The organism is Arsenicicoccus cauae, assembly GCF_043162025.1.
GTDB classification, from domain to species: Bacteria; Actinomycetota; Actinomycetes; order Actinomycetales; family Dermatophilaceae; genus Arsenicicoccus; species Arsenicicoccus cauae.
Map to the genome: position 1 here is coordinate 2,636,718 of NZ_CP171001.1, position 22,185 is coordinate 2,658,902.

24 protein-coding genes and 1 riboswitch are annotated in these 22,185 nt (G+C 72.8%); of the genes, 8 read left to right on the forward strand and 16 right to left on the reverse strand.

From position 1 onward, the window contains the following. Positions 1-45: 45 nt before the first annotated feature. Positions 46-462 (reverse strand): VOC family protein, encoded by a 417-nt coding sequence (locus ACF3NS_RS12300; RefSeq protein ID WP_392466354.1) that lies wholly within the window; start codon positions 460-462, stop codon positions 46-48. 25 nt (positions 463-487) lie between these two features. On the opposite strand from ACF3NS_RS12300, the gene ACF3NS_RS12305 reads away from it, so the two are divergent. Then, positions 488-1,342: a helix-turn-helix domain-containing protein gene (locus tag ACF3NS_RS12305; RefSeq protein WP_392466357.1), complete on the forward strand. Its 855-nt coding sequence runs from the start codon at positions 488-490 to the stop codon at positions 1,340-1,342. A 142-nt stretch (positions 1,343-1,484) separates the two neighbouring features. Here ACF3NS_RS12305 and gcvP read toward each other — a convergent pair whose 3' ends face one another. The 10 genes from gcvP to ACF3NS_RS12355 all read right to left on the reverse strand — a co-directional run bounded on the left by gcvP (position 1,485) and on the right by ACF3NS_RS12355 (position 10,455). Continuing rightward, positions 1,485-4,433 carry an aminomethyl-transferring glycine dehydrogenase gene (gcvP, locus tag ACF3NS_RS12310; RefSeq protein WP_392469128.1) on the reverse strand — a complete coding sequence of 983 codons (2,949 nt, stop codon included), beginning with the start codon at positions 4,431-4,433 and terminating at the stop codon, positions 1,485-1,487. A gap of 27 nt (positions 4,434-4,460) precedes the next feature. Beyond that, positions 4,461-4,602: riboswitch (glycine riboswitch) on the reverse strand. Between the two features lie 70 nt (positions 4,603-4,672). Further along, positions 4,673-5,248: a MerR family transcriptional regulator gene (locus ACF3NS_RS12315; protein WP_392466360.1), complete on the reverse strand. Its 576-nt coding sequence runs from the start codon at positions 5,246-5,248 to the stop codon at positions 4,673-4,675. Positions 5,249-5,451: 203 nt separating this feature from the next. Further along, on the reverse strand, positions 5,452-5,982 hold the full coding sequence (locus tag ACF3NS_RS12320; RefSeq protein ID WP_392466361.1) for a bifunctional nuclease family protein: 531 nt from the start codon (positions 5,980-5,982) through the stop codon (positions 5,452-5,454). Positions 5,983-6,034: 52 nt separating this feature from the next. Further along, entirely contained in the window at positions 6,035-6,733 is a 699-nt protein-coding gene (locus tag ACF3NS_RS12325; RefSeq protein WP_288798084.1) for a MerR family transcriptional regulator, read from the reverse strand. A 5-nt stretch (positions 6,734-6,738) separates the two neighbouring features. After that, entirely contained in the window at positions 6,739-7,191 is a 453-nt protein-coding gene (locus ACF3NS_RS12330) for an FHA domain-containing protein (protein WP_154592868.1), read from the reverse strand. Positions 7,192-7,307: 116 nt separating this feature from the next. Beyond that, entirely contained in the window at positions 7,308-7,694 is a 387-nt protein-coding gene (gene gcvH, locus ACF3NS_RS12335; RefSeq protein WP_154592869.1) for a glycine cleavage system protein GcvH, read from the reverse strand. Positions 7,695-7,752: 58 nt separating this feature from the next. Further along, positions 7,753-8,562, reverse strand: a complete 810-nt coding sequence (locus ACF3NS_RS12340; RefSeq protein WP_392466363.1) for a DUF881 domain-containing protein — start codon at positions 8,560-8,562, stop codon at positions 7,753-7,755. Next, the gene (locus ACF3NS_RS12345) at positions 8,559-8,891 is read right to left on the reverse strand and encodes a small basic family protein (protein WP_288798079.1); all 333 of its coding nucleotides are present in this window, start codon (positions 8,889-8,891) and stop codon (positions 8,559-8,561) included. Before ACF3NS_RS12345 ends, ACF3NS_RS12340 begins: the two co-directional genes overlap by 4 nt. Further along, positions 8,888-9,859, reverse strand: a complete 972-nt coding sequence (locus ACF3NS_RS12350; RefSeq protein ID WP_288798078.1) for a DUF881 domain-containing protein — start codon at positions 9,857-9,859, stop codon at positions 8,888-8,890. The genes ACF3NS_RS12345 and ACF3NS_RS12350 overlap by 4 nt, the downstream gene beginning before the upstream one ends. Next, a complete protein-coding gene (locus ACF3NS_RS12355) occupies positions 9,856-10,455 on the reverse strand; it encodes a CDP-alcohol phosphatidyltransferase family protein (protein WP_392466366.1) in 600 nt (199 codons plus the stop codon). The genes ACF3NS_RS12350 and ACF3NS_RS12355 overlap by 4 nt, the downstream gene beginning before the upstream one ends. A 139-nt stretch (positions 10,456-10,594) precedes the next feature. Here ACF3NS_RS12355 and ACF3NS_RS12360 point away from each other — a divergent pair, with 139 nt between their 5' ends. Then, positions 10,595-11,317 (forward strand): PP2C family serine/threonine-protein phosphatase, encoded by a 723-nt coding sequence (locus ACF3NS_RS12360; protein WP_154592873.1) that lies wholly within the window; start codon positions 10,595-10,597, stop codon positions 11,315-11,317. 53 nt (positions 11,318-11,370) lie between these two features. Further along, positions 11,371-12,132 (forward strand): M23 family metallopeptidase, encoded by a 762-nt coding sequence (locus ACF3NS_RS12365; protein ID WP_392466368.1) that lies wholly within the window; start codon positions 11,371-11,373, stop codon positions 12,130-12,132. Here ACF3NS_RS12365 and ACF3NS_RS12370 read toward each other — a convergent pair. Next, the gene (locus tag ACF3NS_RS12370) at positions 12,104-13,417 is read right to left on the reverse strand and encodes a threonine/serine exporter family protein (protein ID WP_311966464.1); all 1,314 of its coding nucleotides are present in this window, start codon (positions 13,415-13,417) and stop codon (positions 12,104-12,106) included. The genes ACF3NS_RS12365 and ACF3NS_RS12370 overlap by 29 nt on opposite strands. Positions 13,418-13,543: 126 nt before the next feature. On the opposite strand from ACF3NS_RS12370, the gene ACF3NS_RS12375 reads away from it, so the two are divergent. Further along, entirely contained in the window at positions 13,544-14,809 is a 1,266-nt protein-coding gene (locus tag ACF3NS_RS12375) for an AI-2E family transporter (RefSeq protein WP_288798071.1), read from the forward strand. 78 nt (positions 14,810-14,887) lie between these two features. Then, entirely contained in the window at positions 14,888-16,288 is a 1,401-nt protein-coding gene (gene fumC / locus ACF3NS_RS12380) for a class II fumarate hydratase (RefSeq protein ID WP_154592876.1), read from the forward strand. Positions 16,289-16,386: 98 nt separating this feature from the next. Here fumC and ACF3NS_RS12385 read toward each other — a convergent pair whose 3' ends face one another. From ACF3NS_RS12385 to ACF3NS_RS12395, 3 genes are read right to left on the reverse strand one after another with little or no spacing between them, the layout of a single operon-like run. Continuing rightward, entirely contained in the window at positions 16,387-16,794 is a 408-nt protein-coding gene (locus tag ACF3NS_RS12385) for an ankyrin repeat domain-containing protein (protein WP_288798069.1), read from the reverse strand. Then, a complete protein-coding gene (locus ACF3NS_RS12390) occupies positions 16,794-17,801 on the reverse strand; it encodes an aldo/keto reductase family protein (RefSeq protein ID WP_392466373.1) in 1,008 nt (335 codons plus the stop codon). Before ACF3NS_RS12390 ends, ACF3NS_RS12385 begins: the two co-directional genes overlap by 1 nt. Before the next feature lie 44 nt (positions 17,802-17,845). Beyond that, positions 17,846-18,184, reverse strand: a complete 339-nt coding sequence (locus ACF3NS_RS12395; RefSeq protein ID WP_392466376.1) for a TraR/DksA family transcriptional regulator — start codon at positions 18,182-18,184, stop codon at positions 17,846-17,848. Positions 18,185-18,797: 613 nt separating this feature from the next. Here ACF3NS_RS12395 and ACF3NS_RS12400 point away from each other — a divergent pair. The 3 genes from ACF3NS_RS12400 to ACF3NS_RS12410 all read left to right on the forward strand — a co-directional run bounded on the left by ACF3NS_RS12400 (position 18,798) and on the right by ACF3NS_RS12410 (position 20,977). Continuing rightward, positions 18,798-19,283 (forward strand): hypothetical protein, encoded by a 486-nt coding sequence (locus tag ACF3NS_RS12400; protein WP_392469130.1) that lies wholly within the window; start codon positions 18,798-18,800, stop codon positions 19,281-19,283. 70 nt (positions 19,284-19,353) lie between these two features. Next, positions 19,354-20,328 carry a TIGR03557 family F420-dependent LLM class oxidoreductase gene (locus ACF3NS_RS12405; RefSeq protein WP_392466378.1) on the forward strand — a complete coding sequence of 325 codons (975 nt, stop codon included), beginning with the start codon at positions 19,354-19,356 and terminating at the stop codon, positions 20,326-20,328. Between the two features lie 52 nt (positions 20,329-20,380). Beyond that, the gene (locus tag ACF3NS_RS12410) at positions 20,381-20,977 is read left to right on the forward strand and encodes a DUF2231 domain-containing protein (protein ID WP_392466380.1); all 597 of its coding nucleotides are present in this window, start codon (positions 20,381-20,383) and stop codon (positions 20,975-20,977) included. A 103-nt stretch (positions 20,978-21,080) separates the two neighbouring features. On the opposite strand, the gene ACF3NS_RS12415 is transcribed toward ACF3NS_RS12410, so the two are convergent. Beyond that, positions 21,081-22,142: an NAD(P)/FAD-dependent oxidoreductase gene (locus ACF3NS_RS12415; RefSeq protein WP_392466382.1), complete on the reverse strand. Its 1,062-nt coding sequence runs from the start codon at positions 22,140-22,142 to the stop codon at positions 21,081-21,083. Positions 22,143-22,185: the final 43 nt, after the last annotated feature.

Sequence of the window (22,185 nt, forward strand, 5' to 3'; positions counted from 1 at the left end):
GCCCGTCGTCCAGGTTTCGCGAGCAGGGGCTTCGCGGGCAGCGACTCAGCCCCAGCTCTTGGCCTCGGTCAGGCAGAACAGGTGCCCGGCCGGGTCGCGCAGCACCCGCCAGGTCCCCTCCTCGTGATCGGCCGGCTGCTCGTCCGGCACGGTCGCACCCAGCTCGACGCAGCGCTGTTCGGCGGCCGCGATGTCCTCCACCGCCAGGTCGAGGTGGAACTGCTTGGCTCCTGCGGTGTCCGGCCAGGCGGGAGGCTGCCATCCCTCGACCTTCCCGAAGCCCAGCGCGTGCGACGGACCCGTCAACATGGCATAGCTCTCGTCGCCGTAGGCCTTGTCCCACCCGAGCACCTCGGCCCAGAAGTCCGCGACCGGACCGGGGTCGGCGCAGTCTAGGGTCACCATCGCGAGGCGCACCACGGGTGTCGGCGGGGAAGGGTCGGTCGAGTCGCTGGTCGTCATGCCCCCACCCTCCTACGATCGAGCGGTGCCGGCTTGGACGAACCCGTCAGCGCCCCCACCCCCGCCGGGCGTGGTGCTGCACCCCCGCGCCCAGGACCGGGTGGCTCCCCCGCGGAGCATCGCGCCCGGCCACGAGCTCGCGCCCCTCGTCGAGCGCCACTGGCTGCTCTCCTGGGACCTGCCTGCTCAGCAGCGCTTCCCCGGCTCGCTCGTCCCCCAGCTCTCGCACAACCTCACCCACGAGGTGGGCTCGGGTCGTCCCGGGATCCCGTATGACGCCGTCGTGGTCACCGGCGTCCCGACGCGGCGGTTCGACGTCGACCTCGCCGGGCGCGGCTACGTGCTGGGCACGAAGTTCCGCCCCGGCGCCCTCGCCGCCGTCAGCGACGTCCCCGCGGGCGCCCTCACCGACCGCACCGTCCTCGCCGACGAGGTGCTGCCGCGCGCGGTCATGGACGCGTATGCCGCCGCCGACGATCCGGGTGACCCCGAGGTTTTCCGGCATACGGTCGAGCAGGCCCTGGTGAGCCTCCTGGACCGCGTCGACCCGGCCTGGGTCGAGGTCCACGAGGCCGTCCTGAACATCGCGACTGACCCCTCCCTGACCACCGTCGCCCGGCTCGTCGTCGAGACGGGTAGCAGCGAACGCACCCTCCAGCGGCAGTTCACCCGCTTCGTCGGCGTCAGCCCCAAGCGCGTCATCAGCCGCTACCGCCTGCAGGACGCCGTCGCCGCCCTCGACGCGCGCACCGACGAGTCGCTCGCCGACCTGGCGGCCCGGCTCGGATTCTTCGACCAGGCCCACCTCGCGCGCGAGTTCACGCGCTTCGTCGGGATCGCGCCCAGCGCCTACCGCGCGGGTCGACCCGTCCGCGGCTGAGCGAGGCCGGGCACCACCGGTGCCCGTCCTCGCTCCTACGTCGCTCGTGTCCTCGCGCGGTCGTCAGTCCTCGAACCCTCTGGTCGGACCTCCTCCGCGCTCCGGGCCTCGCTCCTACGTCGCTCGTGTCCTCGCGCTGTCGTCAGTCCTCGAAGGCCTCGGGGGACGGGCACGTGCAGATCAGGTTGCGGTCGCCGTACGCGCCGTCGATGCGGCGCACCGACGGCCAGTACTTCGAGCGCGGGTCGACCCCCGCCGGGAACGCCGCCGTCGCCCGGTCGAAGTCGTAGTCCCACTCCCCCGCCAGCGACTCGGCGGTGTAGGGCGCGTGCCGGAGCACGGACGCGTCCGCCGCCACCTCGCCGGATCCGACCTGGTCGATCTCGGCCTTGATCGCGATCATCGCGTCGCAGAACCGGTCCAGCTCCACGAGGTCCTCGGACTCCGTCGGCTCGACCATGAGGGTGCCGGCGACCGGGAAGGACATCGTCGGCGCGTGGAAGCCGTAGTCGATGAGCCGCTTGGCCACGTCGTCGACCGTGACGCCGGTGTCGTGCGTGATGCCGCGCAGGTCGAGGATGCACTCGTGCGCGACCAGCCCGTCCTGGCTGTAGAGCACCGGGTAGTGGTCGCGCAGCCGCGCCGCGACGTAGTTGGCGTTGAGCACGGCGGCGAGCGTCGCGCGCCGCAGCCCCTCGCCGCCCATGAGCCGGATGTACGCCCACGAGATCGGCAGGATCGACGCCGAGCCGTACGGCGCGGACGCCGCAGGCCCGGTCGCCGTGTCCGGTCCGGCCTCAGGGGCGAGCGGGTGGTTGGGCAGGTATGGCGCCAGGTGGGACCGCACGCCGATCGGGCCGACGCCCGGGCCTCCGCCACCGTGGGGGATGCAGAAGGTCTTGTGCAGGTTGAGGTGGGACACGTCCGCGCCGAACTTCCCGGGACGGGCGACGCCGACCAGGGCGTTCATGTTGGCGCCGTCGACGTAGACCTGACCGCCGGCCTCGTGGACCAGCTCGCACAGCTCGACGATGGTGTCCTCGTAGACGCCGTGCGTGGACGGGTAGGTGACCATGATCGCGGCGAGCACCTCGCAGTGCTCCTTGACCTTGCCGCGCAGGTCCTCCATGTCGATCGACCCGCCGGCCGTGGACTTGACCACGACCACCTTGAAGCCCGCCATCACCGCCGACGCCGCGTTGGTGCCGTGGGCGCTGGACGGGATGAGGCAGACGTTGCGCTCCTCCTGCCCGTTCGCCCGGTGGTAGGCGCGGATCGCCATGAGGCCGGCCAGCTCGCCGGACGCACCGGAGTTGGGCTGCATCGACACGGCGTCGTAGCCCGTGATCTCGACGAGCCACTGCTGCAGGTCCGAGACGATCTGGCGCGAGCCCGCGGACTGGTCGGTCGGCACGAAGGGGTGCAGCGACGAGAACTCCGGCCAGGTGATGGGCTCGAGCTCGGTCGTGGCGTTGAGCTTCATCGTGCACGAGCCCAGCGGGATCATCCCGCGGTCGAGCGCGTAGTCCTTGTCGGCGAGGCGGCGCAGGTAGCGCATCATCGCCGTCTCCGAGTGGTGCGCGCTGAACACCGGGTGCGTGAGGTACTCGCTGGTGCGCGTCAGCGCCTCGGGCCAGGACGGGGCCAGGTCGCCCGGCACGCCCCCGGAGAAGCTCGCGCCGAAGGACTCGACGACGGCCGCGACCTGCTCCCGGTCCGTCGTCTCGTCGAAGGACAGCTGCACCGTGTCGGCGTCGACGCGCCACAGGTTGAGGTCGCGCTCGAGCGCAGCAGCCATGACGGCGTCGGCGCGCCCCGGCACCGAGACCGTGAGGGTGTCGAAGTGGTGCTGGGTGCGCACGTCCACGGACGATGCTACGAGGGCCTGGCGCGCCGCGGCGGTGTGCCGCTGCACCCGCTCGGCGATGCGCCGCAACCCGTCGGGACCGTGCCAGACGGCATACATGCTGGCCATGACGGCCAGCAGCACCTGGGCCGTGCAGATGTTGGAGGTGGCCTTCTCCCGCCTGATGTGCTGCTCTCGGGTCTGCAGGGCGAGCCGGTATGCCGGAGCGCCGGCCTCGTCGACAGAGACCCCGACCAGGCGCCCGGGCATGGAGCGCTCCAGGCCCTTGCGCACCGACATGAACCCGGCGTGCGGCCCACCGAAGCCCATCGGCACCCCGAACCGCTGGCTGTTGCCCACCGCGATGTCGGCGCCCCACTCGCCGGGCGGCGTCAGCAGGGTGAGGGCGAGCAGGTCGGTGCACGCGGTGACGAGGGCCTTGGCCTCGTGCGCGGCCTCGGCCAGCGCGCGCCAGTCACGGATCTCGCCGTCGGCGCCGGGGTACTGCACGAGGACCCCGAAGACGCCCTTGCCGCCGGACGCCTCGACCAGTCCTTCGGCCGTGGTCACCGACGACAGGTCGATCCGCTCCACCTGGGTGCCGAGCGGCAGGGCACGCGAGGCGATCACGGCATAGGACTGCGGCAGGACCTGCTCGTCGACCAGCAGGACGGCGTCCTTGGCGGCCTTGCTGGACCGCCGCATCAGGGTCATGGCCTCGGCCGCCGCGGTGCCCTCGTCGAGCAGGGAGGAGTTGGCGATGTCGAGCCCGGTCAGGTCGATGACCATCGTCTGGAAGTTGAGCAGCGCCTCGAGCCGGCCCTGGCTGATCTCGGGCTGGTAGGGCGTGTAGGCGGTGTACCACGCGGGGTTCTCCAGCACGTTGCGCCGCACGACGGGCGGCGTCACGGTGCCGTAGTAGCCGAGGCCGATCAGCGAGGTCTTGACCTGGTTGCGGTCGGCGATGGTGCGCAGCTCGTCGGTGACGGCCTGCTCGGTGGGGGCCCCGTCGAGCGCGAGGGCCGGCCCGCCGAGGATGGCGTCCGGCGCGGTGCGGGCGATGAGCTCCTCGACGCTGGGCTGGCCGATGACCTCCAGCATGCGCGCGACGTCGTCCTCGCGCGGACCGATGTGGCGGGAGACGAACTCCGGCACGGTGGTGGTGCTGTCTGCGCTCACGGCAGGCTCCTCGTGGCAGGCGGGCGTAGGTCGGGCTCGCCGTGGCGGCGGGTCCGTCCCCTCCAGTCTGCGACGGGCGACGCATCCAGGGTGCCTGCCCACGTGGTCCGGGTGCCTGAGAGGTTCCGGGGTAGTTGCCCCTTCGGCGCCCCGCGGACGGGCGGCCCGGCGCGACGCCGGATGATCGCGTCGTCGCGTGGCCCTCGCCGCGCAGGATCTCTCCCACGTGAGGTGATCAGCGCTGCAAACCCTAGCAGCAGGGTGAGGTCGGGCCTGCGCGCCCTGGCGCGCGCCGATCAGGTGGGTCAGCCGGCGGAGCGGGTGCGTCGTCGGGCGGTGAGCTCGTCGCCGGGGAAGTCCGGCTGGACCTCGTCCTCGAAGCGCTCGCTCGGCAGCGAGGACAGCTCACCCTCGATCTCGCGCCAGACGCGGCCCACAGCGATGCCGAAGACACCCTGCCCGCCCTGCACGAGGTCGATGACCTCGTCGGCGGAGGTGCACTCGTAGACCGACGCGCCGTCGCTCATCAGCGTGATCTGGGCGAGGTCCTCGACCCCGCGCTCGCGCAGGGTGGAGATCGCCACGCGGATCTGCTGGAGGGAGACACCGGTGTCGAGCAGCCGCTTGACGACCTTGAGGACCAGGATGTCCCGGAAGCCGTAGAGCCGTTGCGTGCCCGAGCCGGTGGCGCCGCGCACGGACGGCTCGACGAGCCCCGTGCGGGCCCAGTAGTCGAGCTGGCGGTAGGTGATGCCCGCGGCCCTGCAGGCGGTGGGTCCGCGGTAGCCGATGTCCTCGGACAGGTCGGGCAGGTCGTCGGTGAACAGCAGCCCCTGCGAGGCGGTCGGCACGACCGGGCGGTCGGTGTGCTCCGGACCCACGGCCCCTCCCCTTCGCGCTGCTCGACTCGGCTGTAGGGCGCCCCGCGCGATCGCGGGACGTGGTGCCGGGCTCGTGATCGACGGTACGTCCCGGCCCAGGGGTCGTCAATCACATCAGCCCGCAGCCGGGGCGTGTGTCGGGCGGCGCCACCGGGGCGTGCGGGACCCCCCCCACCCGAACGGCCTAGGACGCCGACGCGCCCTCAGGCCTCGTGGGGGCCCTCGCCCGGGCCGCCCTCGAAGTCCTCGGGGGTGACGTGGTCGAGGAACTCGCGGAAGCGCTCGACCTCGTCCTCGGCCGTCACCTCCCCGCCCTCGCCGCCCTCCCCCTGGGTGCCCTCCCCGGAGATGGTCACGCCGGCCTTGTCGAGGATGGCCTCGGTGGTCACGATGCCCGTGCCCGTGCGTAGCGCGATGGCGATGGCGTCGGAGGCGCGGGAGTCCACCTCGACGGTCCCGTCGAAGACGAGCGTCGCCCGGAAGTAGCTGTCCTGCAGCGAGCTGATCCGGATCTCGGTCAGCCGGTGGCCGAGCGCGGGGATGAGGGTGGCGATCAGGTCGTGGGTCAGCGGCCTCGGCGGCTCGACCCCCTGCTGCGCGTAGGCGATGGCGGTGGCCTCGGCCGCCCCCACCCAGATGGGCAGGAAGCGGGTGCCGTCCGTCTCCTTGAGCAGGACGATGGGCTTGTTGGTGGGCATCTCGACCCGGACCCCGAGCACCTCTAGTGACCTCACCCCGCCACGGTACCCCGACTGCGGCGGCTCGTCGCGTGTCGCGAGGCCCTGATCAGTCCCCGAGGCCGCCTCGGACCAGGGCGGCGTGCAGGGACAGACAGGCCCGCAGTATGTCGACCGCGGGGTCGTCGTCACGCCGTCGGGCGGCAGGTCCGCGCACCTGCTCGACGAGCGCCAGCTCACGGTCGGCGGCCGTGCGGAACGGCCGCAGGTGCCGCGGCTCGATCCCGTGGGCGGCGAGCCGGCCCGCGGCACGGGCCACCGCCAGGTCGTCCTCGTCGAAGTGGCCCTGGCGATCGGGGCGCAGGAGGCCGTAGGTCAGCAGACCGCTGAGCGTGGTCTCGTCGATCCCGGCGAGGCGGCGCAGCTCGCGCTCGGTGAGCAGCACCGAGGAGCGGGGGGCGGCCAGGAGCGGGTCGACCGCGTCCACGGCGACGGTCTCGGGCACGGTGGGGAGGCTGGACTCCCCCGGGCCGGAGGGGGTGAGGCCACGGTCGATGGCGTCCAGCGCCTCGCGGATGACCTCGAGCGGCCAGAACCGGTCGCGCTGCGCGGTGAGGATGTAGCGCAGCCGCTCGACGTCCGCCTCGGAGAACACGCGGTAGCCGGACGGGCGGCGCTCGGGAGTGAGCAGCCCCTTGGCCTCGAGGAACCGGACCTTGCTGATCGACAGGTCGGGGAAGTCGTCGACCAGCGCCGCGACGACGGCGCCGATCGTGTAGGTGCTGTGCGAGGAGGGGCCGTCACTCACCGGCATCAGCTGGACGACGGGGCGTAGAACACGAGGCGGAACTTGCCGATCTGCACCTCGTCACCGGCCTGCAGGCGACCGGCGTCGGTGCGCTCGCGGTTGACGTAGGTGCCGTTGAGCGAGCCCACGTCCCGCACCTCGAAGGTGTCCCCCATGCGCACGAAGACCGCGTGCCGACGGGAGACGGTCACGTCGTCGAGGAAGATGTCGCTGTCGGGATGACGGCCGGCGCTGACCTCCTCGGCGTCGAGGAGGAAGCGCGCGCCGGTGTTGGGGCCACGCAGCACGACCAGCAGGGCCGTGCCGGGCCGCAGGGCGTCGACGGTGGCCTGGTCGTGCCCACCCTGGGCGCCGCCGCCCTCGAGGGCGTGATCCAGGTCGGGACCGACACCTTGGAACTGCTGCGTCGACGGACCCTCGGGGAGAGGGCGGCGGCCCTCCTGCTCGGGGTTGCTCATGAGGCAGTCACTCCTTGGCGATCAATCGGTGTCACCCGCCGTGCCCGTCACGAGAACGTGCGGGTCACTGCGGGTGACACCGTATGAGAATTGTGGCCGAGGCACCAGCCTATCGGTCAGTCGAGCTGGGCCTTGTAGGCGCTCACGTCCAGGAGACCGTCGAGCTCGCCCGGGTCGCTGACCCTGACGGTGAACATCCAGCCGCTGCCGTAGGGGTCGGAGTTGACGGACTCGGGCGCGGAGTCGAGCTCTTCGTTGACCTCGACGACCTCGCCGGACACCGGGGAGAACAGGTCGGAGACGGACTTGGTCGACTCCACCTCGCCGCACGAGTCACCCGCCGCCACCTCGTCCCCCACGGCGGGGAGGCTGACGAACACGACGTCGCCGAGGGCGTCCTGGGCGAACGCGGTGACGCCGACCTTGGCAAGGTCGCCCTCGACGGCGACCCACTCGTGCTCGGCGGTGTAGCGAAGGTTCTCGGGGTAGGACAGCTCCGACATGGCGCTCCTTTGTAGGTCGCGGATGACTCCGGCTCCGACAGGCCTCCGTGGGGGTGTGCTACGGAACGGGTCCCGTCGTCGGGGCCGGCACGGGTTGAGCGTGACGTGACTGCGCCGGCGTCGCCTGCGCGTCCACCGTGATGTTATCGGTCCGCGCCACGGTCGCGTCAGCACCCTCCTGCCTCATGCTCTCCACGACGCCGCCGGGGATCCGCATGGCGGCGTCCATGGTGGCCGGGTCACCGATCGCCCTGACCACGTAGGGGGCGCGGAGCGGCTTGCCGTCGGCCCGCAGGGAGCCGTCCTGGGAGCCGAACCACGTGGAGGCCACCACCCGCACGTCCCCGACCTGGATCGCCTCGGCACCCGCGTCCCGCAGCTCCTGCACCACGTCCAGCAGCATGGGCGCCGTGACCTTGCCCTGGGGGTCGGTGATGCGGATCGTGACGCCAGGACCCTTGGCCTTGGCGGTGCCGGCCAGGATGCCCAGCGTGTCGAGGCGCTCGCGGGCCGCGGCGACGGCCGCCTGGCCCTGCTGGGAGCCGTTCACGAGCTCGTCGCGCTGCGCCTGGAGCTGGCGGGCCTCGGCGTCGAGGCGATCGGAGCGGGCGTTCTGGTCGTCGAGGATCCGGACGAGGTCGGTGGTCCGCAGGGACTCCAGGCCGCGGCGGGACTGCGACTGCAGCTGCGTGGCGAGGGCGAAGCCCAGCAGCACCGCGAGGGCGGTCGCGACGGCGTTGGCCTTGGTGAGGCGGGGGCGCCCCACGCGGGCGAGCCGCCGCCATGCGGAGGGGCGAACGGGCTGGGGCTCGGGATCGGGCTGGCGCTCGGGATCGGGCTGGGGCGGGTCCGGGACGCGGGTGCTCATGCGTGGAAGAGGTGCCGGCGGATCGAGGCGACGTTGGAGAAGATGCGGACGCCGAGGACCACGACGACCCCGGTGGACAGCTGTGCGCCGACGCCCAGCTGGTCACCGAGGAAGACGATGAGCGCCGCCACCACCACGTTGGACAGGAACGAGATGACGAACACCTTGTCGTTGAAGATGCCGTCGAGGACGGCCCGCAGGCCGCCGAAGACGGCGTCGAGCGCCGCGATGATCGCGATGGGGAGATAGGGCTGCAGCCACACCGGCACCGACGGGTCGAGGAAGACCCCGATCGCGATGCCGATGAGCAGTCCGAGGGCGGGGATCACGGGTTGGCCTCCGTCGTGCTGGTCGTCGTGCTGGGGACGGGCATCTGGGCTGTGCTGGGGGTCGTGGGAGCGGTGGTGGCGGCGCGGGTGGTCGGTATGCCGGCCGCGGGCGGCACCGATGTCGCGTGGCGCAGGCGGACGCCGCTGTCGCCCTCCAGCACCAGTCGGTCCTGCGCCACGACGTCGTGGCGGATCCCGACCTCGCGCCCGAGGGCATCCAGCCACCGGCCGCCCTCGGTGGCCAGGAACCGCGTGCGCAGCTGCTGCGGGTCCCCGATGGCGTGGATGACGTAGGGGCGGGTCAGGGGGCGGTAGTCCACGAGGATCGCCTCCCCGGCGAAGCGCACCGCCGACGTCGCCGTGAGCCGGTGCCCGTTGACGTCGATCGCCTCGGCGCCCGCCTCCCACAGCCCGTTGACGACGAGCTGCAGGTCGCTGGACTGCACGCGCCCCGGGTCCTGCTCGGACGTGCGGGGGTTGCCGTCGGCGGAGGTCCCGGTGCTCGTGCGCGCGTCGTCGACGGTGACCGCCAGCCCCGGCCCCTGGACCGGGGCGGCCGCCGCCCCGAGCTCGGCCTGCCTCAGCTGCTCCGTCAGGCCCTGCTCGGCCTGGCCGGCCAGGACCTGGTCCTGGACGCGCGCCATCTCGGCCTCCCACGTGGCCATCTGCGCCTGGGTCCGGTCCGCCTCGGCCTGACGGCGCTCGATCTGGGCGACGAGCGCGGACTTCTCCGCGGTGACGGCGGCCTTGGGCTGCCGCAGGGCCATGCCGGCGCTCGCCACGAGCACCCCGATCAGCAGGAGGTAGACGGTGGTGCGCCACGTGCGCCCTGAAGGCGTCGGCGTCAGGCCCGCCGCGACCCGGCGGTCGGCCTCGGCGGCATACCCGGGGTCCAGCGGACGATCCATCATCTCCGTCAGCAGGGTCATGCTCTCGTCCGGACGGCGCGGGCGAGGCGACGTGCTCATCGTGCCTCCTCCCCCGACTCACGGCGCACGACCTGCTGCGCCTGGATGTTGTACATGATCGCCGACAGCCAGTACAGACCGGCCCCCCACCAGGCGAACGCCCAGGCCACGGACCGGACGACGGCCGCGGGGGTGCCCGGCCCGTGCCCCAGCAGCATGAGCGGGAACGCGGTGAGCAGCGCGAAGGTCGCCGCCTTGCCGATGAAGGACACCGGCAGCGTGCGCAGGCCGTGGCGCCGAAGGCGCACCATCTCGATCACCCCCCACAGGTCGCGGGCGAGCAGCAGGACGACGAACCACCACGGCACGACACCGTGCACCATGAGCCCGAGCAGGGTGGTGAGCACGAACAACCGGTCCGCCACCGGGTCGAGGGTCTGGCCCAGCCGGCTCACGAGCCCGTAGCGGCGGGCCACGACGCCGTCCAGCCAGTCCGTCGCCGCCGAGGCCGCCAGCACCCAGAACGCCGCGAGCTCGGCGTGGCGCACCAGCAGCAGCCACAAGAAGACGGGGATCAGCAGCAGCCGCAGCAGCGTGAGGGCGTTAGGCAGCGTGAGCACGCGCGTCGAGACGGCGGGCTCGGATCCGCTCGGCATCCCTGGGTCCTCCACGGGCTCCAGGCTAGGACCTCGCCAGACCGGGCCGGGCTGACGCGCCGACGGGTGGGACGCGTCACCCGCGAGGGTCCGCCCGCCGCTGCGGTGCTCGCCCGGCCTCCCGTGTCAGGATGCTGGCATGACGACGTCGCAGCGCCACGCCGCCCTCACCGACCGGGGGCGCGTCAGCGACCACAACGAGGACGCCTACGCCGTGGAGGACGACCTGTGGGTCGTGGCGGACGGCATGGGCGGGCATGCCGGCGGCGAGGTCGCGAGCCAGGTGGCCGTCGACGCCGTCGTGCGGATGGCCGGTGGTGGCGCGGTGGGCCGCAGCGAGGACGTGCGGGGGCTGCTGGAGGACGCCGTGGCCGCGGCGAGGGGCGCGGTGGTCGACCGGGCCCGCCAGGACCCGGTGACGGCGGGCATGGGCACGACCCTCGTGGTCGCCGCCCGCGGCGCGGACGGGCAGCTCGTGGTCGCGTGGGTCGGGGACAGCCGGGCCTACTTGCTGGTGGACGGGGAGCTGGTGGCGCTCACGAGCGACCACAACGTCGCCCAGGAGATGGTCGACCTCGGCATGATCACGCTCGAGCAGGCGCGCACCCACCCGGGGCAGTACCGCATCACGAGGGCTATCACCGACGACCTGCACGGCGAGGCGACGCCGGGCGTGGCGGTCGTGCCCGCGACCGGTCGGCTGCTGCTGTGCTCCGACGGCCTCAACGGCGAGCTGGACGACGCCCGCATCACTACGCTGCTCGCGGACCAGGACCCCGGCACCGCGACCCGGGCGCTGGTGCACGAGGCCCTCGACGCCGGCGGCCGGGACAACGTCACCGTGGTGGTCGTCGACCTGTGAGCCCCGGGCCCGGTCGTGCCGCCACCGCCGCCACCCTCACGGGGACGCCCGCGATGAGGGCGATAACGGCGCTGACGGCGCTGACGGCGACGACAGCTCTGACGGCCTGCGCGCCGCCGGACCCGACGCCGACGCCGACCCGGCTCGAGATCACCGTGCCGGGCGACACCCCGCCGGCTGCCCGTGACCTCTCGGCGGACTCCCCTGCCGCCTCGGCGCCCTCGACGCCCTCGATGACCTCGGCGCCCTCGACGGCCTCGACGGCCACGGGGTCACCGTCGACGACGGCCGTCCTGCCGGCGGGGCTCGACCCGGCCAACCGCTTCTACGACACGGATCGTTCGCTGCACCGCTCGCCGTGGTTCGCGGGGGCCTGGCCCGTGATGGTGCCCTACGGCTGCACCACCGCGCCCTCCTACCGAGCGGACCCGCGGTGCCCGGGAGGGCAGGGCTTCCACCACGGGACCGATGTGGCCCTGCCCTGCGGCACGGTGATCACCGCCGGCCACGCCGGCACCGTCGTCGATCCGGCGGCCCCGCGACGACCCGGTCCGGCATACGGCCCGCTCGCCCTCCGCGTCCGCTCCGCGGACGGGACCAGGGACACGCTGGTCGGGCACGCGCGACGCCTGCTCGTCTCCCCCGGGCAGCGCGTGGAGCCGGGCACCCCGCTCGCCGAGGCGGGCGACCTGGGTGCGCCGGACGGCTGCCACCTGCACCTCGAGGTGCGCGCCGCGGGAGGTGCGGTCGAGACCGCGACGGACCCCTCCCCGGTGCTGCGGCTCGTCAGCGCGAGCGCCCCGGACGGTGACTGACCCGGTCCCACCGGCCGGCGCGCTGACGCAGCTGGGAGCGCGAGACGCGCCCCACGAACCACGCCCCCCGCGCAATGCCGGACCCGACGACCAGGCCCACGGAGATGGCGCAGATGACTCCGACGGACAGCGCGATCGTGTCCGCCGCGAAGGGGGTGTCCAGGCCGAGCTGGGTCACCGACATGAGCCCCAGCGAGCCGGGGACGAGCAGCCAGAAGCTCGGCAGGAAGACCACCAGGCGCGGCAGCCGGGGACGCAGCAGCTCGACGGCGCTCGCCCCGAGGCTCGCGGCCACCGCACCGAGGAAGGCCCCGAACCACGGGCTCGGCACCAGCGCCTGGCCCAGGACCTGCGAAGCGAACGTCGCGGCGAGGATCAGCAGGACCCACGGCACGAGACGCGGCGGGACGGCCTCCATCAGGCTGATGCCGACGGTCAGCACGACCAGGCCCACGAGGGCCGCCCACCAGCCCAGGTCGTGGCTGCGATCGTTGGCGAGCAGGTCCGGCGGCACCCGCAGCAGGACCGCCGCCGCCCCCACCCCCAGGCCGAAGAGCACGAGCTGGCTCGCGCCGTAGACGAGCCGGGAGGTCCCCGCCACCATGGCACCCGCCGCCAGCTCGGACAGCCCCGTGACGATGAGCGCCCCCGGGAGCAGGACGGCGAGGGGCGGCAGCAGGCTGCGCAACGGGCCGGGCACCCAGCCGTGCTCCCCCGCCCAGAACGCGAGCAGGCTCACGACGAAGGCCGCCACGCTCGGGAACAGGATCGTCAGCAGCCGGTGGCGCCCGCTGACACGCAGGAGCGCGACGACGAGCGGGCTGCAGACCAGGGCGAACAGCACGCTGCGCAGCGACGGCTGCAGGATCAGGGCGATGCCGGCGGCCACGAACGCGCCCCCGGCATACATGCCGGGCACGTCGTAGCGGTGCGGTCGAGCACGCAGGGTGACGAGTCGCTCGAGCGCCTCGGTCGCGGTGACGGTCCCGTCCTCGAGGCCCCGCTGGATGACGTTGACCTCGGCGCTCTGGTCCAGCCGCAGCGAGCCCTCGACGGCCTCGAAGGTCGCCGGCGAGCCGTAGCCCAGCGACAGGACGACACCCGTGGGCAGCGCGGACAGCTGGCAGCCGGACTGGCCCAGCGCCCGCGCGCACCGCCGCACGTCGGCCTCGACCTCGTGGACCGGCATGCCGCCCGCGACCAGGGCCGCCGCGAGATACACCAGCAGCCGGCGCGTCTGACGCTCGTCGGGGGCGCCCGACGGCGCGGCCTGCTCGTGTGGCACGGGGGGCACACTACCGTCGGTGACCGGTCGTTGAACCGAACTGGTCGGCGTTACGCTCGTCGCGCCGAGCCCGCACCCCGCGTGACCGTGGGCGGGACGGCATACGACCTGTCGGAGGGACCCACGGTGAGACTGCGACTGCCCAGGCGACCGGCGACCGAGCCGGATCCAGTGGACGCGCCGGCGTCGTCCGGGCCGACCGGACCGACCGGACAGCCGGTCGTCGAGCGCGCGCCCGAGGCCGACGCGACCCCGGCGGCCACCGTCGTCCTGGACCAGCACTCCGTATGGCGGGCCGCGTGGGTCGTGGTGGCCGTCCTGGCTCTGGCGACGTTCGCGCGATTCGTGCTCGCGGACGGCGCCCCGGTGCTGTTCACCGCACTGATGGCCTTCTTCGCCGCCTCCGCGATGGAGCCAGCCGTCTCGCGCCTGGCCGGGCGGATGCCGCGCCCCATCGCCACCGCGCTGGTCATGCTCGGTGTGGCGGTCCTGCTCGTGGCCTTCTTCCTCGCCTTCGGCGGCATGCTGCGCGACCAGCTGACCAGCCTCGTGACCCAGGCACCCAGCCTGGTCCAGTCCGCCGTCGAGCAGGCCAACCAGCGCTTCGGCCTCGACATCGACCAGAGCTCGATCATGGACCGGCTCAACCTCAGCTCCGAGCGGATCACCGCCCTCGCCGGCCAGCTCGCGACCGGCCTGCTGGGCTTTGTCACGAGCCTGCTGTCCGCGCTGCTCAGCACCTTCGCCTTCCTGCTGTTCACCTTCTACCTGTCCGCGGACGCGCCCCGGCTGCGGACCTGGCTCGCCCGGCTGTTCCCACCGCGCCTGCAAGGGGTCGTCCTCAGCATGTGGGAGATCGGGCTCGTCAAGATCGGCGGCTACGTCTCCAGCCGGCTGGTGCTCGCCGCGATCAACGCCACCGCCATGGGCGTGTTCATGTGGATCATCGACCTGCCCTACTGGCTGCCGCTGGCCCTGTGGACCGGCCTGGTCGCCCAGTTCGTCCCCAACATCGGCACCTACGTCTCGATCGTGCTGCCCGTGCTCGTGGGCGTGGTCAGCAGCGAGCCCCGCGACGGCCTGTGGGTGCTGCTGTACGCGATCGCCTACCAGCAGGTCGAGAACATCTTCGTCGAGCCGCGCATCAGCGCCCGGGCGGTCGACGTGCACCCCGCCGTCGCGTTCGGGTCCGCGATGATGGGCGGAGCGCTGTTCGGCGCCTCGGGAGCGCTGCTCGGCGTGCCCGTCGGAGCCACGATCATCGCCCTGTTCGACCTCTACAAGCGGCGCTACGAGTTCTCCGAGGCCGCCGACGCGGTCGCCGTGGCCGCCGCCGCGGGAGAGCCGGTCGAGGAGGCGGCCCTCGCCGGGCTCGACGACTACCACATCTAGCGGGCGGCACCGGGCAGCGACCGCGTCTGCGGGCGAGGCAGCCTCACGGTCCCCAGGCCTCCGGCATACGGTGGGGGCATGACGAGCACGCGCACCGAACGAGACAGCATGGGCACCGTCGAGGTCGCCGAGGACCGGTACTGGGGGGCTCAGACGCAGCGCAGCCTGGGCAACTTCGACATCGGCCGCGACACCTTCGTCTGGGGCGCCCCCATGATCCGGGCCCTCGGCATCCTCAAGAAGTCCGCCGCCCTGGCCAACGCCGAGCTGGGTCAGCTCCCCCAGGACGTCGCCGACCTCGTGGTCCGCGCCGCCGACGAGGTGATCGCCGGACGGCTCGACGACCACTTCCCCCTCGTCGTCTTTCAGACCGGGTCCGGGACGCAGTCCAACATGAACGCCAACGAGGTGGTCTCCAACCGCGCCATCGAGCTGGCAGGAGGCGTGATGGGCAGCAAGGAGCCCGTGCACCCCAACGACCACGTCAACCGCGGCCAGTCCAGCAACGACACCTTCCCCACGGCCATGCACATCGCCGTGGCCCTCGAGCTGACCGAGCGTCTCTATCCCCACGTCGAGGCGCTGCGGGACGAGCTCGCCCGCAAGAGCGAGGAGTTCGCCGACGTCGTCAAGGTCGGGCGCACCCACCTGCAGGACGCCACGCCGATCACCCTCGGTCAGGAGATCGGCGGCTGGGTCGCGCAGATCGACCAGGCCCTCGACGCCGTCCGTCAGTCCGAGGACCGCGTCCTCGAGCTCGCGATCGGCGGCACCGCCGTCGGGACCGGCCTCAACGCCCACCCGGAGTTCGGCGCCCTGGCGGCCCGCAAGATCGCCGACGAGACCGGGCTGGGCTTCGTCCAGGCCCCCAACCTGTTCGCCGCGCTGTCCGCCCACGACGCGCTCGTCGGCGTCAGCGCGGCGCTGCGCACGCTCGGCGGCGCGCTGATGAAGGTCGCCAACGACGTCCGGTGGCTCGCCTCAGGACCCCGCAACGGCATCGGCGAGATCACCATCCCCGAGAACGAGCCGGGGTCGAGCATCATGCCGGGCAAGGTCAACCCGACGCAGTGCGAGGCGCTGACGATGGTGGCCACGCGGGTCTTCGGCAACGACGCGACCGTCGCGTTCGCCGGCTCGCAGGGCAACTTCCAGCTCAACGTCTACAAGCCCGTCATGGCGCACGCGGTGCTCGAGTCGATCCGGCTGATCTCCGACGGGTGCGAGTCCTTCCGGCTGCACTGCGCCGTCGGCATCGAGCCGCAGCGCGAGCGCATCGAGGCCAACCTCGAGCAGAACCTCATGGTCGTGACCGCGCTCAACCGGCACATCGGCTATGACAAGGCCGCCGCCATCGCCAAGCGGGCCCACAAGGAGGGCACCACGCTGCGCGAGGCCGCGATCGCGAGCGGGGACGTGAGCGAGGGCGACTTCGACCGCTGGGTGGTCCCCATGGACATGACCCACCCCTCCGCCTGACCTCCCGACACCTCACCGCTCCACCGTCTCCACCAGCTCACCGCCGCCACCAGGATCGTGAGGGTTTGGTCCAAGGATGGTGGACCAGACCCTCACGATCATCGAGGGGTGGGAGGGGCTGGTGCGGCGCGAAGCAGCTCGAGCATCTCGGGCAGGGCGAAGAACTCGCAGATCGCCAGCGCCGAGCGCTCCCCGGTCGCGGGGTCGGCCCCGGCACGCAGCAGCGAGCTCACGATCTCGGCGTTGCGGCGAAAGCACGCCGAGGCCAGCGCGGTCTGCCCGTTGTCGTTGACCCGCTCGGTGTCGGCGCCGCGCGCCAGCAGCGCCGACACGAGGGCGTCGTGCTGGTGGTATGCGGCGAGGATCAGCAGCGTGTCGCCCTTGGCGTTGGTGAGGTTGACGGGGAGCCCCTCGTCCACAAGGTGGGCGAGCTGCGGGTCACCGTCGCGCGCCAGGTCGAAGCATCCCTGCAGGAAGGCGAGCTCCTCCTCGGTGAGCTCCGTCATCAGCAGGGCCGGGACTTCGGTGCGCGCGCAGCCGTCTGACCCGGGTCACGCTCGACCACCCCGCCGAGCGCCTCGTCGACCCGTCGCATGATCTCGTCGTCGAGACGCACCCCGGCGGCCCTGACGTTGTCCTTGATCTGCTCGGGCCGGGAGGCGCCCACGAGGGCGGCTGCGACGTTGTCGTTCTGCAGGACCCAGGCGATGGCGAGCTGCGGCATGGTCAGGCCGGCGTCGGCGGCGACCGGCTTGAGCCCCTGGACCGCCTCGAGCACCTCGTCGCGCATCAGGTCCCTCATGGACTGGCCGGCCTCGGAGTGCCCGGCGCGCGTGTCGGTGGACGGCTGCTGGCCCGGGAGGTACTTGCCGGACAGGACCCCCTGCGCCATCGGGCTCCACACGATCTGGGAGATGCCGAGCTCCTCGCAGGCGGGGACGACCTCGGGCTCGATGACGCGCCACAGCATGGAGTACTGCGGCTGGCTGGAGACCAGGGAGATGCCGAGGTCCTTGGCGAGGGCGTGACCGGCGCGGATCTGGTCGGCGGTCCACTCGCTCACACCGATGTAGAGCGCCTTGCCCTGCCTGACGATGTCGGCGAAGGCCTGCATGGTCTCCTCCAACGGCGTCTCCGTGTCGAACCGGTGCGCCTGGTAGAGGTCGACGTAGTCGGTCTGCAGCCGCCGCAGCGAGCCGTTGATCGACTCCATCACGTGCTTGCGGGACAGGCCGCAGTCGTTGTGCCCTCCCGGGCCGGTGGGCCAGTAGACCTTGGTGAAGATCTCCAGCGACTCGCGGCGCTCGCCCTTGAGGGCCTCGCCGAGCACGGTCTCGGCCTTGGTGTTGGCGTAGACGTCGGCGGTGTCGAAGGACGTGATGCCCTCGTCGAGCGCGGCGCGCACGCAGCGCTTCGCGGTCTCGTTCTCGACCTGGGATCCGTGGGTGAGCCAGTTGCCGTAGGTGATCTCACTGATCTTCAGACCGCTGTTGCCGAGGTATCGAAAGTCCATGTCCCTCACCCTAGGCCGCTTCGGCATCTCGCGGGGACTCGCGCTCAGGCGCACCCCACGCAGCGCGCCGTGGTCGGGCGGGCAAGCAGGCGACCGGGCGGGATCGGCCCGCCGCACACCTCGCAGCTCCCGTCCCACCCGCCGTCGAGCCGGGCCGACGCGACGTCGATCTCGGCGAGCCGCGCGCGGGCGTCCCGCAGCAGGGCGGCGGTCTGCTCACGGTCCCAGGCGATGGTCTGACCCTCGGGGTCGTGCTCGTCGTCGGCGTTGCTCGACCTGCTCGCGTCGACGATGCGCGACCGGTCGCGCTCCAGGTCATGGACCCGCTCGAGCGTCTGACGACGCAGGGCGTCCAGGGCGGCGCGCACCTCGGGAGGGACCATCGCAGCATTATGCCGGTCCCGCCCGATTATGCCGGTCCCGCCCGAGACGGGTGCGGCAGCGTGGGGGGCCGCAACGCAGGCGAACGAAGCCCGGCTGATGCCCTTACCCCCGGCGGGATCATCAGCCTGGCGAACGAAGCCCGGCTGATGCCCTTACCCCCGGTAGGGGCAGCCGGTGCGGGTGGTGACCACGTTGCGCAGCGGCTCGCGGGCGACCTGTCGCCGCAGGTCGTCCTCGGGCGGCAGCACCGGCTGTGCCCTGTCATACGGATCGACAATAATCTGCTATTTGCATCATGGCGCCGCTTTTCATCATACTTCTCAGTGGTGACACAACGGGGTGCCCGCACCATGCACACCGACGACAGGAGGTCACCCGATGACGCTCATGAAGACCTGGCTCCGCTCCTTCGACCGCTGGACGCTGGCGGCGTTCAACCCGGAGGTCCCGGGCTACCGGGGTCGCTGACCGACCCCCTCCCCCTCGCACGGCCCCGTCGCGTCCCCCTCGCGGCGGGGCCGTCACCATGCCCGCGCCGTCCCCCAGGGTCGACGGGTGAGTCTCCCGCCGCTGCGGTACCTGTCCGACGCCGAGGTCCAGCACCTGCTGCCCGTGGCCTTCCTCGGCGCGGGGGTCCAGGCGCGGTCGCACCTGCTGGTGCTGGAGGCCCGGGGGTATGCCGAGACCCGGGTCTACGCCCGCCGCCCCGAGGCGCGCGAGGACCTGTCGGCGTGGGCGGCCGAGGCCGTGCCCGACCTGGTGGTCCAGGTCACCGACGACCCGAGGGCCGCGGTCGAGGGCGCCGGCACCGTCGTCTCCGGGCTGAGCATCGGCCGGTCGTCTTCGACGACGAGGAGCAGCTGGCGGCCGTCGCCCCGACGAAGCTCGCCGCCGACTACCCGGCCGCGTCCGGGTGGACCGGCGACGCGATCCGGCGTCCCCGCCCCGACGGGCGGCTCCTCTGCCAGAACCTCGGCATCGCGGCGACCGACGTCGTCTTCGCGGCATACGTCGCGGACCGGGCCGCCGACCGCGGGGCCGGCACGGTGCTCGCCCGCTGACCGCGAGCGTCGAGCGACCGTCGAGTCTTGCGGCTGACAACCTCCCCCCGGGCCACGCGCCCTGGTGGGATGGGGAGCAGCAGCCCCACCACGAAGGAGGCACGACCGTGAAGCGCATCGGCTACTTCCTGTCCTGCGAGGAGTACTCCCCCGCCGAGATCGTCGAGCAGGCCCGCCTCGCGGGCGAGGCAGGCTTCGACGCCCTGTGGATCAGCGACCACTTCCACCCGTGGACCGACGCGCAGGGCGAGTCCGCCTTCGTGTGGTCCGCGATCGGGGCGATCAGCCAGGTCTGCGACCTGCCCGTCACGACCGCCGTGACCTGCCCGACGGTGCGGATCCACCCGGCGATCGTCGCCCAGGCCGCCGCCACCAGCGCGTGCCTGCTCGGCCCGGGGAGGTTCACCCTCGGCGTCGGCTCCGGCGAGGCGCTCAACGAGCACATCCTCGGCGACGTCTGGCCGCACGCCGGCCAGCGGCTCGAGATGCTCGAGGAGGCCATAGGGCTGATCCGCGAGCTGTGGACCGGCGAGGTCGTCTCACACGAGGGCCCCTATTACACCGTGGACACGGCGCGGATCTACTCCCTGCCCGAGGAGACGCCGCAGATCTTCGTGTCGGCCTTCGGGCCCAAGGCGCTCGACCTGGCCTGCCGGGTGGGCGACGGCTTCGTGACGACGATGCCTGATGCCGAAAGCGTGCGGACCTTTCGCCAGGCCAAGGGCACCCACGCCCCGACCCAGGCGGGCTTCAAGGTCGGCTGGGGCTCGGACAAGGAGCAGGCCATCGACGACGCCTACCGCCTGTGGCCCAACGCGGGGGTGCCGGGCGAGCTGAGCCAGGTGCTGCCGAGCCCCCAGCACTTCGAGCAGGCGGCCGAGCTCGTGACCCGCGACAAGATCGCGGGGTCGGCGACCTTCGGCGACTCCGTGCAGGGGCACGTCGACGCGTTCACGCCGTTCGTCGAGGCCGGGTTCGACGACGTCTACGTCGCCAACATGGGGCCGCGCTACGCCGAGATGATCGAGGCGTACGGCAAGGAGGTCCTGCCCGAGCTGCGCTCCCGACACGTGCGCGCCTGATCTCTACGGCCACCCCTTCCCGCCATACCGCCCTCTCCCACCAGGAGTCCTCATGACCAGCGACACCGTCCGCGACCAGCCGACCACCCGACCCCGCACGCCGCTCGCCGCACCCGTGCACGCCATCGAGAGAGCCACCGTCCTCGACCCCGTCGTGACCGTGGGTGACCGCGTCTCAGGCGCGATCGTCGCCGACGACCTGCGGCGCCAGGTGCTCCAGGGCGCCTGGCTCGGCCACGCGCTGCACCCCCTGCTCGTCGAGGTGCCCATGGGCACGTGGATGAGCGCGAGCCTGCTCGACCTCGCTGGCGACGACGCCTCGCGCGACGGGGCCCGCCTGCTGACGGGCGTCGGCGTGCTGGCGGCCGTGCCGGCCGCGCTGTCGGGCTGGTCGGAGTATGCCGAGACCGACACCCGGTCCCGCCGCGTCGGAGTGGTCCACGCCATCGCCAACGGCGCCGGTGCCGGGCTGCAGGTCGCGTCGTGGGTGGCGCGTCGCAACGGCCGGCACCGGCTCGGCGCGGCCCTGGGCCTCGTCGCCCTCGGCGCCGTCGGGGCGGGCGGCTTCCTCGGCGGTCACCTGGCGGCAGCGCGCAAGGTCGGCACGCACGACCCCTCGTTCATCCCCGAGCAGCCCTACCTGAGCTAGTCACGTCGGCCCGCGTGCGCACCGCCGACCGATGTGACGGCCTCACGTGCATCGTCAGGCGATGATCGAGGGCCTGCGTGCTCGGGGCCAGCGTGGCCTGCAGCTAGCCCGAGGAGGCCACGACCCGGACGGCCGAGCGGTACGCCCACGGGACGCGCGCAGCGGCCGTGACCAGGTGCCGTCGCACGACCGTCGAGCGCGTGGCCACCACGAGGCTGCTCGTCAGCGCGCGGGCGGGCATTCCGATGGCGTGCCACCGGGCCTCGTAGCCCCGGGCGTCGCCGACCGCGACGCACTCGACCGCCGCCCTCGCCTGTCTCCACCCGAGCGTCAGCCCCTCACCCGTCAGCGCGTCCACGTAACCGGCGGCGTCGCCGGCCAGCAGCACCCGTCCGGCGACGCGGTGGGCCGCGCGCTGTCGTAGCGGCCCCGCCCCGCGCACCTCGTCCAGCGGTGCGGCGGCCTCGAGACGGCTTGCGAGCCAGGGCATCTCGACGAGCTGCTCGGAGAATCCCCCGACGCAGGCGGTCAGCACGGCCACCCCCACGACGTCGTCCGCGACGGGCGTGACATAGGCCTCGCACGACCGGCCCCAGTGCACCTCGACGTGGTCCGTCCACGGCGCGACCCGGTAGTGCCGTCGCAGCCCGCGCCTCCGCGGCGCCCGCGACGGACGGTCGAGCCCGAGCAGCCGTCGCGTCGGCGAGAGCAGCCCGTCGGCCGCCACCACGTGCCCGGCGCGCACCTCGCCTCCCCCGGCCAGCCCCACCGTGACCCCCCCGTCGTCCTGAGCCAGGTCCACGACTCGATCCTGCACCTGCCGTATGCCGTCCCCCGCCGCCTCCGTGGCCCGGGTCAGGGCGGCGTGCAAGGTCGTGCGGCGCACGCCGAGCCCAGGCTGCGGCCCGACCGGTGCGTCGGCAGATGGGCCGCGTCCGTCGAGGGCACTGCCGTCGACGTACCGGATGCCCCGGATCGGGTGGCCGTCCGGGTGGACCCCGAGAGCCGCGAGCTCGGCCACGCCGGCCGGCATGATGCCCTCGCCGCAGGCCTTGTCCACCGGTGACAGGCGGGGCTCGACGACGACGGCGCTCATCCCGAGCCGCGCCGCGTGCAGAGCCGCGACCAGCCCGACCGGTCCGCCGCCGACGACGACCAGATCCACGTCCGCCCTGGCGTGAGCGTCGGCCCCGGTGCCTGGCGTTCGG

What these genes read in the sequence shown, in the direction of transcription:
- ACF3NS_RS12395 (WP_392466376.1), bottom strand. Translation starts at nt 18,184, where the DNA reads ATGGTCCCTCCCGAGGTGCGCGCCGCCCTGGACGCCCTGCGTCGTCAG.
- ACF3NS_RS12340 (WP_392466363.1), bottom strand. Translation starts at nt 8,562, where the DNA reads ATGAGCACCCGCGTCCCGGACCCGCCCCAGCCCGATCCCGAGCGCCAG.
- ACF3NS_RS12385 (WP_288798069.1), bottom strand. Translation starts at nt 16,794, where the DNA reads ATGACGGAGCTCACCGAGGAGGAGCTCGCCTTCCTGCAGGGATGCTTC.
- ACF3NS_RS12330 (WP_154592868.1), bottom strand. Translation starts at nt 7,191, where the DNA reads ATGAGCAACCCCGAGCAGGAGGGCCGCCGCCCTCTCCCCGAGGGTCCG.
- ACF3NS_RS12360 (WP_154592873.1), top strand. Translation starts at nt 10,595, where the DNA reads ATGACGACGTCGCAGCGCCACGCCGCCCTCACCGACCGGGGGCGCGTC.
- ACF3NS_RS12355 (WP_392466366.1), bottom strand. Translation starts at nt 10,455, where the DNA reads ATGCCGAGCGGATCCGAGCCCGCCGTCTCGACGCGCGTGCTCACGCTG.
- fumC (WP_154592876.1), top strand. Translation starts at nt 14,888, where the DNA reads ATGACGAGCACGCGCACCGAACGAGACAGCATGGGCACCGTCGAGGTC.
- gcvH (WP_154592869.1), bottom strand. Translation starts at nt 7,694, where the DNA reads ATGTCGGAGCTGTCCTACCCCGAGAACCTTCGCTACACCGCCGAGCAC.
- ACF3NS_RS12410 (WP_392466380.1), top strand. Translation starts at nt 20,381, where the DNA reads ATGACCAGCGACACCGTCCGCGACCAGCCGACCACCCGACCCCGCACG.
- ACF3NS_RS12365 (WP_392466368.1), top strand. Translation starts at nt 11,371, where the DNA reads ATGAGGGCGATAACGGCGCTGACGGCGCTGACGGCGACGACAGCTCTG.
- ACF3NS_RS12350 (WP_288798078.1), bottom strand. Translation starts at nt 9,859, where the DNA reads ATGAGCACGTCGCCTCGCCCGCGCCGTCCGGACGAGAGCATGACCCTG.
- ACF3NS_RS12300 (WP_392466354.1), bottom strand. Translation starts at nt 462, where the DNA reads ATGACGACCAGCGACTCGACCGACCCTTCCCCGCCGACACCCGTGGTG.
- ACF3NS_RS12390 (WP_392466373.1), bottom strand. Translation starts at nt 17,801, where the DNA reads ATGGACTTTCGATACCTCGGCAACAGCGGTCTGAAGATCAGTGAGATC.